General features: G+C 63.3%; 11 protein-coding genes. 6 read left to right on the top strand and 5 right to left on the bottom strand.

Features of this window, described 5'->3' with window-relative positions; all coding sequences use genetic code 11:
* Positions 1-203: 203 nt before the first annotated feature.
* The 3 genes from PHO31112_RS18960 to PHO31112_RS18950 all read left to right on the top strand — a co-directional run bounded on the left by PHO31112_RS18960 (position 204) and on the right by PHO31112_RS18950 (position 3874).
* Entirely contained in the window at positions 204-1082 is an 879-nt protein-coding gene (locus PHO31112_RS18960; protein ID WP_042115865.1) for a branched-chain amino acid ABC transporter permease, read from the top strand.
* 110 nt (positions 1083-1192) lie between these two features.
* The gene (locus PHO31112_RS18955; protein ID WP_150622105.1) at positions 1193-3073 is read left to right on the top strand and encodes a branched-chain amino acid ABC transporter ATP-binding protein/permease; all 1881 of its coding nucleotides are present in this window, start codon (positions 1193-1195) and stop codon (positions 3071-3073) included.
* A 78-nt stretch (positions 3074-3151) separates the two neighbouring features.
* Positions 3152-3874 (top strand): ABC transporter ATP-binding protein, encoded by a 723-nt coding sequence (locus tag PHO31112_RS18950; RefSeq protein WP_150621944.1) that lies wholly within the window; start codon positions 3152-3154, stop codon positions 3872-3874.
* A 128-nt stretch (positions 3875-4002) separates the two neighbouring features.
* Here PHO31112_RS18950 and PHO31112_RS18945 read toward each other — a convergent pair whose 3' ends face one another.
* The 3 genes from PHO31112_RS18945 to PHO31112_RS18935 all read right to left on the bottom strand — a co-directional run bounded on the left by PHO31112_RS18945 (position 4003) and on the right by PHO31112_RS18935 (position 7543).
* A complete protein-coding gene (locus tag PHO31112_RS18945; protein WP_150621943.1) occupies positions 4003-5109 on the bottom strand; it encodes an NAD(P)H-dependent flavin oxidoreductase in 1107 nt (368 codons plus the stop codon).
* Between the two features lie 14 nt (positions 5110-5123).
* On the bottom strand, positions 5124-6257 hold the full coding sequence (locus PHO31112_RS18940; RefSeq protein ID WP_150621941.1) for an NAD(P)H-dependent flavin oxidoreductase: 1134 nt from the start codon (positions 6255-6257) through the stop codon (positions 5124-5126).
* 173 nt (positions 6258-6430) lie between these two features.
* The gene (locus PHO31112_RS18935; RefSeq protein ID WP_246178378.1) at positions 6431-7543 is read right to left on the bottom strand and encodes a site-specific integrase; all 1113 of its coding nucleotides are present in this window, start codon (positions 7541-7543) and stop codon (positions 6431-6433) included.
* A gap of 174 nt (positions 7544-7717) precedes the next feature.
* Here PHO31112_RS18935 and PHO31112_RS18930 point away from each other — a divergent pair, with 174 nt between their 5' ends.
* Positions 7718-8767 carry a DNA-binding protein gene (locus PHO31112_RS18930; RefSeq protein ID WP_246178376.1) on the top strand — a complete coding sequence of 350 codons (1050 nt, stop codon included), beginning with the start codon at positions 7718-7720 and terminating at the stop codon, positions 8765-8767.
* 11 nt (positions 8768-8778) lie between these two features.
* Here the strand turns inward: PHO31112_RS18930 and PHO31112_RS18925 are convergent, their stop codons facing one another.
* Positions 8779-9132, bottom strand: coding sequence for an ArsR/SmtB family transcription factor (locus PHO31112_RS18925; RefSeq protein ID WP_150621939.1), 354 nt, complete (start codon positions 9130-9132; stop codon positions 8779-8781).
* A 117-nt stretch (positions 9133-9249) separates the two neighbouring features.
* Between PHO31112_RS18925 and PHO31112_RS18920 the strand changes: the two genes are divergently transcribed.
* Positions 9250-10038, top strand: coding sequence for an SDR family NAD(P)-dependent oxidoreductase (locus PHO31112_RS18920; RefSeq protein WP_217427048.1), 789 nt, complete (start codon positions 9250-9252; stop codon positions 10036-10038).
* Positions 10039-10370: 332 nt separating this feature from the next.
* A complete protein-coding gene (locus PHO31112_RS18915; RefSeq protein WP_150621937.1) occupies positions 10371-10931 on the top strand; it encodes a winged helix-turn-helix transcriptional regulator in 561 nt (186 codons plus the stop codon).
* A 22-nt stretch (positions 10932-10953) separates the two neighbouring features.
* Here PHO31112_RS18915 and PHO31112_RS18910 read toward each other — a convergent pair whose 3' ends face one another.
* A complete protein-coding gene (locus PHO31112_RS18910; RefSeq protein ID WP_150621935.1) occupies positions 10954-13074 on the bottom strand; it encodes a putative bifunctional diguanylate cyclase/phosphodiesterase in 2121 nt (706 codons plus the stop codon).
* Between the last annotated feature and the right edge of the window lie 183 nt (positions 13075-13257).

Genomic DNA, 13257 nt, shown 5'->3' with positions numbered 1-13257 from the left:
CGGTTGCGTTTTGCAGCCATGACAGGTGAACGACGGCGTGCGTCGCTGGTGCCCCGGCCCCCGGCAACGGGGTGTCCGGGCACAGCACGCGCGCCGTCGCCGCACCTGGGCCAGACGCCGGCACTCGGGACCGGCGCGAGGCAACCCGCATCGAATGCCTCCCGTGCATCGCTCGTAGGCTCGCACTCGCGAGAGAGGACCGCATGACCATCCTGATTCAACTCATCTACAGCGGTATCGCGCTGGGGATGATCTACGCCGTGATCGCCTTCGGTTACCAACTGACGTTTGCGACGTCCGGCACCCTGAACTTCGGCCAGGGCGAAGCGCTGATGCTTGGCGCACTGGTCGGCCTTACCCTGGTCGACACCCTCGGTCTGAACTATTGGCTGATGATCCCCATCGTGTGCCTGTTCGGTCTCGTGCAGGGCGCCTTCGTCGAACGTATCGGCGTGAAGCCCGCCTTGCGGATCAAATCGGAGTTCGGCTGGATCATGTCCACCATTGCGTTGGGCATTATCTTCCGTAACGTCGCGGAAAACGTTTGGGGACGCGACGACCTGAAATTCCCGTCGCCGCTGCCTGAGTCGCCCATCAGCCTGATGGGGGCAAACGTGCTGCCGATGGAACTGCTTGTCGTGGTGGGCGCGCTGCTCATGATGGCCGCCGTCGAATTCTTCAACCGCCGCTCGATTTACGGCAAAGCCGTCGTGGCCACGGCAAACGACCGCGATGCCGCTGGGCTCATGGGCATCAACACCAGCCTGGTGATTACCTTCTCGTATGCGTTGTCGTCCATGGCGGCGGCCTTTGCGGGCGTGCTCGTCGCGCCGTTGACGCTTACCGGCGCAACGATGGGCGCGGTGCTCGGGCTCAAAGCCTTCGCCGTGGCGATCATCGGCGGGTTATCGAGCGGCATGGGCGTGCTCGTGGGCGGTGTGATCCTGGGCGTGGCCGAGACGACGACCGCGTTCTACATTTCGACCGGCTACAAAGACGTGCCGGGTCTCGTGCTGCTGCTGCTTGTGCTTGCCGTGAAGCCGGCGGGCCTGTTCGGCAAGACCGCCATCAAGAAGGTGTAACCATGACCGCACAGACCTCTACCGCCCGCAGGGCCGGCGATCTCGGCGGCCTGGGCGTGACCGCGAAGCTGGCGGCAATCGTGGGCATTGCCGCGCTGTTCGGTTTCCCGATGGCCGTCGGCAATCCGTATTACATTCACATGATCGAGACGATCATGATCTACGCGATTCTGCTCTTCGGGCTGGACATCGTCGTGGGTTACACCGGGCAGGTGTCGCTCGGTCACGCAGGCCTGTTCGGCATCGGCGCCTATGTGGCGGGGGTGTTCTTCGCCAAGCTGGGACTATCGCTCTGGCTGGCGCTTCCCGCCGCGATTCTCGTCACGGCGGCGTTCGGCGCAGTTCTCGCGTTACCCGCGCTGCGCGTGATCGGTCCGTATCTGGCCATGGTGACGCTGGCTTTCGGCACCATCATCCAGATTCTCATCAACGAGATGGACTTCCTCACGGCTGGGCCACTCGGCATCAAGCTCACGAAGCCGGTCATCGGCGGTCATCCGATCGACGAGGTCGAGTACTACTGGCTCGTCGCCGTGTTGCTGCTGTTGAGCATGCTCGTGGCGCACCGGATTCTGAAGTCGCACCTCGGACGCGCCTTCGAAGCGCTGCGCGATTCGCCGGTGGCGTCGGACTGTATGGGCGTTTCGGTGTACCGCTACAAGGTGTATGCGTTCGTGATCAGCGCCGGTTTTGCCGGTCTGGCGGGCAGTCTTTACGCGTATTCCGAGCAGTACATCTCGCCGAACACGTACAACTTCGAGCTGACGATTCTGTTCCTGCTGGCCGTCATCATGGGCGGACGCAAGACGCGCAGCGGTTCGCTGCTGGGCGCGGCGATCATTGTGTTGCTGCCGCAGTTGCTCGACGACATCAGCATCTTCCGCATCGTCGCCACGATCATCGCAGCGGTGACCACGGTTGTGGCCGTGACCGCCATTGCACGCGGACGCACCTCGCTTGCCAAGGCGGCCGTACCGATCGTCGGCACGATTGCGCTCGCAGGCGTGACCTGGTGGCGCGACAGCATCACGGACTGGCGTCTGACGATCTTCGGTCTGATGATTCTGTTCGTCGTGTACTACCTGCCGGACGGCATCGTCGGCTTCTTGCGCTCGCGCGTTCTGCATCGCCGCCGCACGCTGACCGTCTCGGCCACGCAGGTCGACGAGACCGCCGCAAGCGATACCGATCCGGTGTTGGCGGCCGCAGGCAGCGGCCCGGACGAGTTGCTCAAGGTGCGGCAGTTGCTCATGCAGTTCGATGGCCTGAAGGCGCTCAATCAAGTGGATCTGACCGTCAAGCGCGGCACGATTCATGGGCTGATCGGCCCGAACGGCTCGGGCAAGAGCACGATGATGAACGTGCTGACGGGCATCTATGTGCCGACGGCCGGCAGCATCGAGTTTGCCGGGCAGTCGCTGGCCGGCCGGACGTCGTCGGACATTGCGCTTTCCGGCGTGGCGCGCACGTTCCAGAACGTGCAGCTTTTCGGGGAGATGACGGCGCTCGAAAACGTGCTGGTGGGTCTGCATCACACGTTCGGCTCGACGCTGGTCGATGTCTCGCTGCGTCTGCCGCGTTATCGGCGGGAAGAAGACGGAGCGCGTGCGCGTGCGATGCGTCTGCTCGACTTCGTAGGTCTGTCGTCGCTCGCCGACGAAGAGGCGCGCAACCTGCCGTACGGCAAACAGCGTTTGCTGGAAATTGCCCGAGCGTTGGCGCTCGACCCGCGTTTGCTGTTGCTCGACGAACCGGCCGCGGGTCTCACCGCCCCCGACATTCGTGAATTGCTCGCGATCATTCGCAAGATTCGGGATCACGGCATCACGGTCATTCTGATCGAACACCACATGGACGTGGTGATGAGCACATGCCAGACGGTATCGGTGCTCGACTTCGGACAGAAGATCGCCGAGGGGCTACCAGCGCAGATTCAGGCCGATCCGAAGGTGATCGAGGCGTATCTGGGCGGCGCCACGACGACGCACTGACGACATTCGCGCATGCGGTGCACGGCGGGGGAAGGCCCGGCGTGCGTACCGCGGCCACGACGGATAAACGGAACCACTATGCTTTCCATTCGTAATCTGCAAGCCGGTTACGGCAAAGTGCAGGTGCTGCACGGCATCGACATCGATGTGCCGAGCGGCCAGGTCGTCACGCTCATCGGATCGAACGGCGCAGGCAAGACGACGACCATGCGTGCGGTGTCGGGCATGATAAAGCCGACTTCCGGTGAAATCACGCTGGGCGAGAAGCGTATCGACGGGCTCGACTCGCACCGCATCGCCAAGCTGGGGCTGGCGCATTCCCCCGAAGGCCGTCGCGTGTTCGCCACCATGTCGGTCACGGACAACCTTCGGCTCGGCGCTTTCCCTCGCCTGACGGGTAGCCGCCCGCGCGGCGATGTGGCCGCCGATCTGGAGCGCGCGATGGATCTCTTCCCGCGCCTCAAGGAGCGGCGCAATCAGTTGGCGGGCACGCTCTCGGGCGGCGAACAGCAAATGCTCGCGATGGCGCGTGCGATCATGCTGCGCCCGGACATCGTGCTGCTCGACGAGCCATCGATGGGGCTGGCGCCGATTCTGGTCGACGAAGTCTTCCGCATCATCGGCAATCTGAAATCGGAAGGCGTGACGATGCTGCTCGTGGAGCAGTTTGCCGCGGCCGCGCTGGCAGTCGCCGATTACGGTTACGTGCTGGAGAACGGCAACATTTCTGTGCACGGCCCGGCAGGTAGCCTGCGCAACGATGACAAGGTGCGCGCCGCCTATCTGGGCGGCAGTCACTGACCTCGCGTCAGGCGCATTAACGGCAACGGGCAGCCTGCGTGGCTGCCCGTTGTGTTTTTCGAGAGGGCTATCTCGGGCGAGGCCTGCGATTCATGTTGACCACCTCGCTCGTCCGTGTTGCAGCGCGGTCACTGCGCGAAGGCAGTTGCGGCGGCGATGGCCTCACGGGTCTCTCGTGTGAGGACGTCGATCAATTGCGCTGCGGGGAGGCTGCGGGCAAGAGGTGCCGCCTGACCGGCCCATTGCGCCGCATAGCCACTTTCCTTGTGCGCCTTCGCGGCGGCGTTGAGCGACTTGCCGGCGTCGTACGTCATCGGATAGTCGGGGATGGCCGGCCGGCCGGGCACTTGCTCCAATGCCCAGAAGTGATTTGCCAGACCGCGTGCCGGACGTCCGGAAATCGCGCGGATGAGCGCGGTGCGCGGCGGTTGTCCGCTCAGCAACGCTTCGCGGTAGGCAGCGTCGGCGCCAGACTCTGGGCATGGCACGAAGGCGGTGCCCATTTGGGCGGCCTGCGCCCCGAGCGCCAGCGCTGCGGCGATACCGGCACCGTCCATGATGCCGCCCGCCGCGATGACTGGCAGCGACGTGCGGGCGACCACCCGCCGCACCAGCGCGAAGGTGCCCAGTTGTTCATCCTCGCTCGGTTGGCGGTCGCCTTCGTCGTTGAAGCGCCCGCGATGTCCGCCGGCTTCCCAGCCCTGCGCCACGATCGCGTCGATGCCGGCCGCCTCGATGGCAGCGGCTTCTTCCTCGTTGGTCGCGGAGGCGAACAGCACGATGCCGACGGCCTTCAGTGCCTCTATCCATGCTTGCGACGGCAGCCCGAAATGAAAACTGACGACGGCCGGGCGCGTTTCGAGAAACATCTCGTACATCGCCACATCTTCGACGAAGCTCAGATAGATTTCGCGCAACGAGGCAGGTGGCTTGGCGTCGAAGCGAGCGAACGTCGGCGCGAGGTACTCGAGCCACGCCGCTTCGCGGGCGGCATCGGCCTGCGGCGGTACGTGGGTGAAGACGTTCACGTTGAAGGGCCGGTCTGTCAGCGCGCGCGTCTGGCGGATGACTTCGCGCGCCGCATTGGCATCCATATTGCCGACGGCGAGTGAACCGAGGCCACCTGCGTTGGATACCGCCGCGACCAGTGCGGGTGTTGATGCCACAGCCATCGGCGCCTGAATAATCGGCGTGGACATACCGAGGCGCCGGGTGATGCGTGCAGTTGATGTCATGGATGGGGCCTCGATCAGAACGTAGCGGCCAGATCGCGCAGTGCGTCGAGCGTCTCGTGCAGTTCTGCACGCAGCACGCCCACGAGTTCGGCGGCAGGCATGGCGCGAGCAAGCGGCGCGGCCTGACCGGCCCATTGCGCGGCGTATTCGCTGTTGCCCTTCGTCTTGGCGGCAGCGTTGATGGCCTTGCCCGCGTCATACGTCACGGGATAGGCGGGCAGGTCGGGGCGCTCGGCCGTTTGCTCAAGCGCATACAGGCGGTTCACGAAACCGCGTGCCGGACGTCCTGAGATTGCGCGAATCAGCGCGGTGCGCGGCGGATTCGCGCCGGTCAGCCGCTCTCGATACGCCGCATCGGCCGAGGATTCCGGGCAGGCGACAAAGGCCGTGCCAAGTTGCGCGGCTTGCGCGCCCAGAGCAAGGACTGCCGCAATGCCAGCGCCGTCCATGATGCCGCCTGCGGCGATGACCGGCACCGACGTGTGGGTGACGATCAGGCGCACGAGCGCCAGCGTGCCCAGTTGCTCGTCGTCGGTCGGCACGCGGTCGCCCAGATCTTCGAAGCGGCCACGGTGGCCGCCGGCCTCGTAACCCTGCGCCACGATGGCGTCGACACCGGCCGCCTCGATAGCACGGGCTTCCGCGAGGTTCGTCGCCGAAGCGAACAGCGTGATCCCGGCCGCGTGCAACGCGTCGATCTTTTCCTGCGACGGCAGCCCGAAATGGAAGCTGACGACCGCCGGGCGCTCTTCGAGCAGCATGGCGAACATGGCTTCGTCGGCGACGAAGCTCGCATAGATCTCGCTCAACGCGGCGGGTGGCGTGGCATTGAAGCGGGCAAACTCCGGCGCGAGGTAGGCGAGCCAGGCGGCGTCGCGCACAGTGTCGCGCTTGGCGGGCGCGTGACAGAACACGTTGACGTTGAACGGTTTGCGGGTCACGGCGCGCGTGTCGTGGATCGACTTGCGTGCCGCCTCGGCGTTCATCGCGGCAACGCCGATCGAGCCGAGGCCGCCGGCATTGGAGACCGCAGCGGCGAGCGCCGGCGTGGATGTGCCGGCCATTGGCGCCTGAACAATCGGCGTCAGCAAGCCGAGTCGTTCGATAAGTGCGCGATTACGAAATCGGGAAGCAGTAGAGCTAGACATGACGATCTGCACCTTAGAGGGGGCGGTGGGAAGGAGAGCGAAGGTCACAGCAAGCAGTATGTTCACTATGGCATACGCTGAATGGCGAAAAAGATACCACTTAAATGCATCTTTATGTCGGCGGCAGCTAAATTTGACAGGGGCATCTCGCCAGGCGTTTCAGGTGTGCGGCGTCAGACCGGCTCGCCGGGACTGTCGTCGGTCGTGCGAGTCTCGTTGTCCCCCATCAGATCGGCGGCGCGCGAGCGCAGCATATCCGCCCGCCGGAAGTAGCCGATGACGGTCGCCACGCTCGTGTGTCCCGTCATTGTCATGGTCTCGGCCAACGGCACCTGTTGAAGCGCCGCTTCGGTCACGAAACCGGCGCGTAACGAGTGAGCGGAGAAGTCGCCCTCAAGGTCGGCGAGTGCGCAGCGCTCGCGCACGATATCGCGCACTGCGGCCTCGGAGAGAGGCTCGCCGACGTGTCCGCCTCGTCGCACTCGACGGAAGATCGGACCGTTTGTGATGCCCGCCGACGTTAGCCAATCCGTCAACGCCACCGCCGCAGCGCCCACGACCGGTTTTTCATTTTCGGGGAGGTCGACGCCTTGCTGGTTCGTTTTCGACCAACTGAGTGTGTAGACGTAATGTTCCGGGCCGGTGCGCCGGACGTTCTCGCACGTCGCGCGTACGACTTCGGAGCGTCGGCGGCCTCCGCTTGCCCAGGCAAACAGCAACAGCGCCCGATCGCGTTTGCCACGCAACGAGTCGTCGCAGGTCGCCAGCAGCGCACGCAACGGCTCGCGTGTCAGCGCCTCTTTTTTCGCGGTCCGGACGCCGCGTTTCGCATAGGCGCGACGCGTTTTCGCCAGCAGTTCGCGTACTGCCGGATCGCCACACGGATTCGGCAATTCCCGCGACGTATGCAACTTGGCGATGACACTCAGTCGATGGAGCAGTGTGGCGAGCGCGGGCGGCCCCCGGCGAGCTTTGAGACCTTGTGTGACCAGCGCGGCATCGACGGCGTCCGGCATCTCGGTTCTGAGGCCATCTTTGCCTTGGTGCTGGGCGTGATCGACGACGAACTGCACGACGACAGCCGGCGGCAAGGGCGTAACGAGCGCCTGCCCATAACGCAGCCGATACCAGCCCATCCAGTAGCGCATGGCCGATTGATAACTTTGACGCGTATTGGCTGAATCGCCTTCCCGCGCGAGCGCTTGCGCGGCTTTACGCGCATCGGCGTCTAGCGCTCCCGGATCCAGAGATGCCGGCAACGTGGAGGCGGGGCGATTTTGTGTCACGGCGCTAAACGTCAAATCGGGTGACGGCGCGCGTTTAAGCGTATTTTTTCTGTCTGACATATGATTTCATATGTAATATGTATAAAATATAATGAATCCAATAAATAACTCACGATAATCTTTCATTATCGTGAGTTATTTGGCAATGCCGTCGAAATCCAGGAGTACATCGCGATGACTACGTCCCAAACCCCGAAATCTGTCATGCCTGCACCGTTGCTCCGGCAAGGTGGGCGCGGTATTTCCGAGCAAGACGTGTGGATGGCGGCCGATACGCTGCTGATGGCCGGGCAGCGTCCGACCATCGAGCGCATTCGCCAGCAATTGGGCAGGGGTTCGCCCAATACCGTGAGCCCGTATCTCGATGCGTGGTTTGCTGGATTGGGCGGGCGCTTGCAGGGTGGTGCGAATGCGGTTGCCGGATTGCCGGAGGGCGTGACGATGCCGGAGTCGGTGGCGCGCGCTGCGCTCGATCTGTGGGGACTCGCGTTACAGGAGGGGCGTGCTGCGCTGGCCGAGGAGGAGGCAAATCGGCGCGCCGCACTCGACGCACATGAGGCTGAGTTGGCGGCGGATCGTGAGGCATTGGAGCAGTCGCGTGCCGTGCTCCACGAGCGGATTGCGTCGGCAGAGACGGCGGCAGCGGATGCGCGTCAGGCGAGGGACGAGGCACAGGCACAGGCACGCCGCGCCGAGGCGTTGCTGATCGACGCGCAGGCGGATGCCGTCACATCTCGGCAGGCTCTTGCTTCCGCGCGAGAGGCCGCGCAAGCGCTTCAGGACGAGCACGCTGCGCACCGCGCCAACTGGGATGCGGAACGCACCAGACTCGGAGAGCGCGCCGACGCGAACGAGCGGCGTTTGATGCTCGAACTGGACGGCGCGCGCGAGTCCATTAAATCGCTACAGCAGGAGCGCAAGCAATCGCAGCGCGAGTTGCAGGAGGCAGAGGCTGGTATGGCGGCGATGAGCGAGGCACAGCACGGGATGCGTGCGGCCAAAGCGTTGCAGGACGCCGTGGTTGCGCGGCTTCGAGAGCAGGTCAGTGCGCAGGAGTCACTTACTGCGACCTATCAGGCGATGCTGGCTGCCGCGCAGGCTGGCGGTGCAGCGGCAGCGCTCGATGCGCGAAGCGCTTTGCCGGGTCGAAGTGTTCGGTCGCGCCGTGCCAGCAAGATCGCCGCGCCCGCCACGTCAATCTTGCGACGCTCACGGCGTGTCTGAACCCAGGGCGACTACACCGAGCTGGTTGAGGGCTGAGTTGCCGTTGATTGGGGCGCTCCTTCAAGCGATTTCGCGTTCAGCACGGCGGTAAGCAGGCCGGGAAAGCGCGCCTCAAGTTCTTCGCGCCGCAGTTCGATGAGCTTGGTGCGGCCATCTCGGCGCTCTCGCGTGATGCCCGACTCTCGGAGCACCCGCCAATGATGAGTGGTTGTCGCTTTGGTGACGGAAACGGGGAAGCTGCCGCACGTGCGTGCTCCTGGGGAGGCCGCCATCTCGCACACAATGGACATCCGTATGGGATGACCCAGGGCGGCCAGAACCTCTTCGAGCAACATCTGGTTCGGCGTTGGGTGATAGGTGCTCATCTTAGGAATGTACGCAATAATTCGTACAATCGAATCGTGAATGGAGTGATGGGGCTATTGTACTAAAAACGTCGTACATTCGGACGTTTTATATATCCCAACTTCACGGAAACGAACATGATGAATCTGCAGCTAACTGGAAAGACCGCAATCGTTACTGGGGCCAGCCGGGGCATTGGTCTCGCGATTGTCCGGGAGCTTGTCGCTCAAGGTATGCAAGTCGTGGGCGCTGCGCGCACCTTGACTGACGATCTGAAAAAATCGGGTGCGACCCCAGTGTCTGTCGACCTGACTGCGGCAGATGGACCGCGCAGGCTCATTGAGCAAACGCAGGCCAAGTACGGCGGTCTTGACCTCCTCGTCAACAATCTCGGCGGTGGAGGGGATAAGGAGCACCCGACGACATTCTTGGAATCCACGGATGCGCAATGGATGGAGATGTTCGAGCTGAACTTCTTCAGCACCGTGCGCGTAACCCGTGCGGCATTACCCGATCTGATGGCGCGTCGTGGCGGCATCATCAATTTTTCCTCGATGTGTGCTCGAATTCCTCACACTGGTCCGCTGCCCTACGCTGCGTCGAAGGGCGCGATCAATACGTTCAGCAAAGGCCTTGCTGAGGAATTGGGGCCGCAGGGCGTGCGCGTGAATACGATCTCTCCCGGAGCGGTTCTCACCGAACAATGGTCGGGGCCGGATGGGTTTGGTGCCAAGCTGGCTGCCGCTCGGGGCATCTCGTTGGAACAGTTGCTCCGCGATGTCCCTGCCGAGTTGGGGGCGACAACGGGCCAGTTTGCCGACCCGGCGCACGTTGCATCGCTCGTAGCCTATCTGGCCTCGCCGCTTGCAGCGGCAATCCACGGCGCTGACTATGCCATTAACGGTGGGGCCATCAAGACGGCGTAAGAGGCCATTACTTCCGGCTTTGTGGCGGGTAGGGGCTGATCTTCCTTGGTGTCGCGTTGACAATGCCCCCTCGGGGGCCGGATTGCACTGCCCAAGGCGCAATGTGCAGACGCACATTGCGTCATTGGCATTAGAATTCACTTCAGATAATTTGCGTTGCAACTGATCGATAAGCTATTGATTTCATGCAACTTGATAATTGAGTGTTTGCATTATGTGTGAAGGCTGAAATGGCTGCGACACCGGCCAGCTTGCCCGCCGGTGTCGTCGCGCTTATGCTCGCTTGCATGGTAATAGGCTGCGGTGTTCCGCTCCGGGCGCGAGGAGTCCATATGCAACGAAAGACATTCCGCGATATGCAGTGCCCCATCGCCCGTAGCCTCGAGCGCGTGGGCGAATGGTGGAGCATTCTGATCCTGCGCGAAGCGGGCTATGGCACGACCCGCTTCGACGACTTCCAGCGACGTCTCGACATTGCGCCGAACATGCTCACGCGGCGGTTGAATGCACTGGTCGATGAAGGTTTGCTGGTGCGCCGGCAGTATTGCGACCGGCCGCCGCGCTTCGAATACTTACTTACCGATGCCGGCAGAGATTTCCGGCCGGTGCTTTGGGCGCTGCTCGCATGGGGAAACCGGCACTTTGCGCCGGAAGGCATCTCTGCCCAACTGATTGACCGGGAGACGGGGCAGGTCGTCGAACCGGTGGTGATCGATGCGGTGACGGGGGTGCGCCTGGACCCGAAGCGCCATATTCCGAGCGCAGGGCCGACGGCCAGTGAGGGCACGCGTAACCGGCTAGCCCTGGCGGCTGCCTTCGCGATCGGCGAGGGGGTGGCTCAGAGCGTATCAGGCGCTGACATCGGTGCCACTGCCGAGACTGCCGGTCGTTGATCGAGCGGTGGCGGGCGTCCGCTCAGGCCATTGCCGGTGTGCCGGGGATGTGTGGCAGAGACGCAAGCAGCCGGGCAAAGGCGTCGCCAGTCAGCGGCTTGCCAAGCAGGAAGCCTTGCAGTTCGTCGCAATCGAGTGTCTTGAGCGCCTCGCGCTGTGATGCCGTCTCGACCCCTTCGGCCACCACATCCATATCGAGCGAGTGCGCCAGTGCGATGATCGCGGAGACGACGGCGCTGCCTTCGCGGCCGCAGGTGTCGAGCCCGTTCGTGAAGAATCGGTCCATCTTCAACTGCTTGACGCGGAAGCGCTGCAAATACGCGAGGCTCGAATATCCCGTGCCGAAATCGTCAATCGCCACTTCGAAGCCGTGGTCCTGAAACGCGCGGATCACGTCGATGGTGTGTTGGGCGTCGAACATTGCCACCGTCTCGGTGATTTCGAACATAAGCCGGTTGTGTACGATTCCCGCCTCGTTCACGATCTGAACAATGTTCTCCACCAGCGACGACTGCGCCATCTGGCGCGGTGAGAGGTTGATCGCGACCTTGACCGGGGGAAGTCCGGCGGCGTCCCATTCCCTGATGTGCTGGCAGGTGGTGCGCACGACCCAATAGCCGATCTGGACGATCTGACCAGTGCGTTCCGCCACCGGGATGAAGTCGACCGGTTGTAGCTCTCCGAAGGTTGGATGCGCCAGGCGCAGCAGCGCTTCGGCGCCAGCCAGCGCTTCGGTGTCGCCCCGGTATTTCGGCTGGAAATGCAGTGAGAAATACTTTTCGTTCTCCGCGTCGTGCAGTGCCTGCTGGATTTCCCAGGTGCGTTGGGCGGCAGCGTTCATGCGCGGCTCGAAGTAACGGTAGATGCCGCGTCCGGCGCGCTTGGCTTCGTACATGGCGGTGTCGGCATGCTTGAGCAGCATGTCGATGCTGTCGCCATCTTCCGGGAAGAGAGCCACGCCAATGCTGGGCACGACGTGCAGCGACTGGTCGCCAACACGCAATCCGTCGCGCATATCGTCGAGCAGACGTTGCGCTACGCGCCCTGCAACCTCCGGTGACGACAAAGACCCCAGCAGCACGACGAACTCGTCGCCGCCCAGCCGGGCGACCAGGTCGTCGCCGTTCACGTTCTTGCGAAGGCGCTTGGCGAACGCGCGAAGGACGTCGTCGCCCACGTTGTGGCCGAGCGAATCGTTGATGGTCTTGAAGCCGTCCAGATCCATGAACAGCACCGCGAAACGACGCTGGTCGCGACGCGAGTTGATGAGCATGCGGGCTGCGGCGTCGTGCAGGGCGCGGCGGTTGGGCAGATCGGTCAACGCATCGTAAGTCGCCATGCGGGCGATCTGCGTGTTCAGTTGCAGCACGGAGTTGGCAAGGAAGCTGGTGCGGGCGTCGAGGCGCGAGACGAGCAACGTGGTGACGAGAATCAGGAAGGTGAACAGGCTGATGGTCGTCACCAGCCATGGCGAACTGACGCCACCGGCTGCGCCGCAAATGGCGCTCGGCGCAAAGTTGGCGGCCGCCATGCCAGTGAAGTGCATCGCCGTGATGGCCGCCCCCATGACGACGGCGGCACCGACCCGCTTGGCCATGACATAGCGCAGGCTGCCGTCGCGCAGCGTCCGGGCGATCCACAGAGCGGCAGTGGCTGCGGCAATCGCGATCAGAATCGACATCGCGAAGAGTCCCGGATCATATTCGATCTCCGGATTCATCTTCATCGCCGCCATGCCGCTGTAGTGCATGGCAGCGATGCCGAGACCGAGCGTGATGCCGGCACAGCCCAGCCGCCATTTCGAAAAGCGTTCATCGGCAATTAGCCAGAGCGCCGCCCAGGAAATGGCGATGGCAATGCCGAGCGAGCCTGCCGTGATGCCGGGGTCATAGCCCAGCGGGATGGTGGTTGTCGATGTCAGGGGCGACCACGAGGGCGACAGCGACAGGGCGAGCATGCCGATGAAGTGCATGGACCAAATGCCGATGCCCATGGCGGCAGCGCCCACGGCAAGCCACGCGTGACGCATGCCACGGTGAGTCAGGAGGTAGATGCGACCCGAAAGGTCGAGCGCCGTGAACGACGCGAGCACTGCAACGGCAAGCGATAACGCAACAAGCCAACCACTGTACGAACTGGACATATGAAAACCAACCGAAAAGTCCCGCTTAACTGGTTATCGGCATGGGTGGCCAATAGTTGAGGGTTGTGTCGGAATTTTTCCGACATCGCACTGCGTCCAACGCGACGGGAGCAGGGAATCGGCCGATGTCCGCGCGCATCGCGCCAATACTCGACAGTGCCGATGCCATGGTGAATAATCCAT

The organism is Pandoraea horticolens (assembly GCF_902459555.1).
In the GTDB taxonomy this organism is placed as follows: Bacteria; Pseudomonadota; Gammaproteobacteria; order Burkholderiales; family Burkholderiaceae; genus Pandoraea; species Pandoraea horticolens.
The sequence above is the reverse complement of the archived record's forward strand: the minus strand, read 5'-3'. Positions and strand labels throughout refer to the sequence as shown.

Coding starts and splice junctions, on each gene's coding strand:
- PHO31112_RS18960 (WP_042115865.1), top strand. CDS start 204: ATGACCATCCTGATTCAACTCATCTACAGCGGTATCGCGCTGGGGATG.
- PHO31112_RS18955 (WP_150622105.1), top strand. CDS start 1,193: ATGGCCGTCGGCAATCCGTATTACATTCACATGATCGAGACGATCATG.
- PHO31112_RS18950 (WP_150621944.1), top strand. CDS start 3,152: ATGCTTTCCATTCGTAATCTGCAAGCCGGTTACGGCAAAGTGCAGGTG.
- PHO31112_RS18945 (WP_150621943.1), bottom strand. CDS start 5,109: ATGACATCAACTGCACGCATCACCCGGCGCCTCGGTATGTCCACGCCG.
- PHO31112_RS18940 (WP_150621941.1), bottom strand. CDS start 6,257: ATGTCTAGCTCTACTGCTTCCCGATTTCGTAATCGCGCACTTATCGAA.
- PHO31112_RS18930 (WP_246178376.1), top strand. CDS start 7,718: ATGACTACGTCCCAAACCCCGAAATCTGTCATGCCTGCACCGTTGCTC.
- PHO31112_RS18925 (WP_150621939.1), bottom strand. CDS start 9,132: ATGAGCACCTATCACCCAACGCCGAACCAGATGTTGCTCGAAGAGGTT.
- PHO31112_RS18920 (WP_217427048.1), top strand. CDS start 9,250: ATGATGAATCTGCAGCTAACTGGAAAGACCGCAATCGTTACTGGGGCC.
- PHO31112_RS18915 (WP_150621937.1), top strand. CDS start 10,371: ATGCAACGAAAGACATTCCGCGATATGCAGTGCCCCATCGCCCGTAGC.
- PHO31112_RS18910 (WP_150621935.1), bottom strand. CDS start 13,074: ATGTCCAGTTCGTACAGTGGTTGGCTTGTTGCGTTATCGCTTGCCGTT.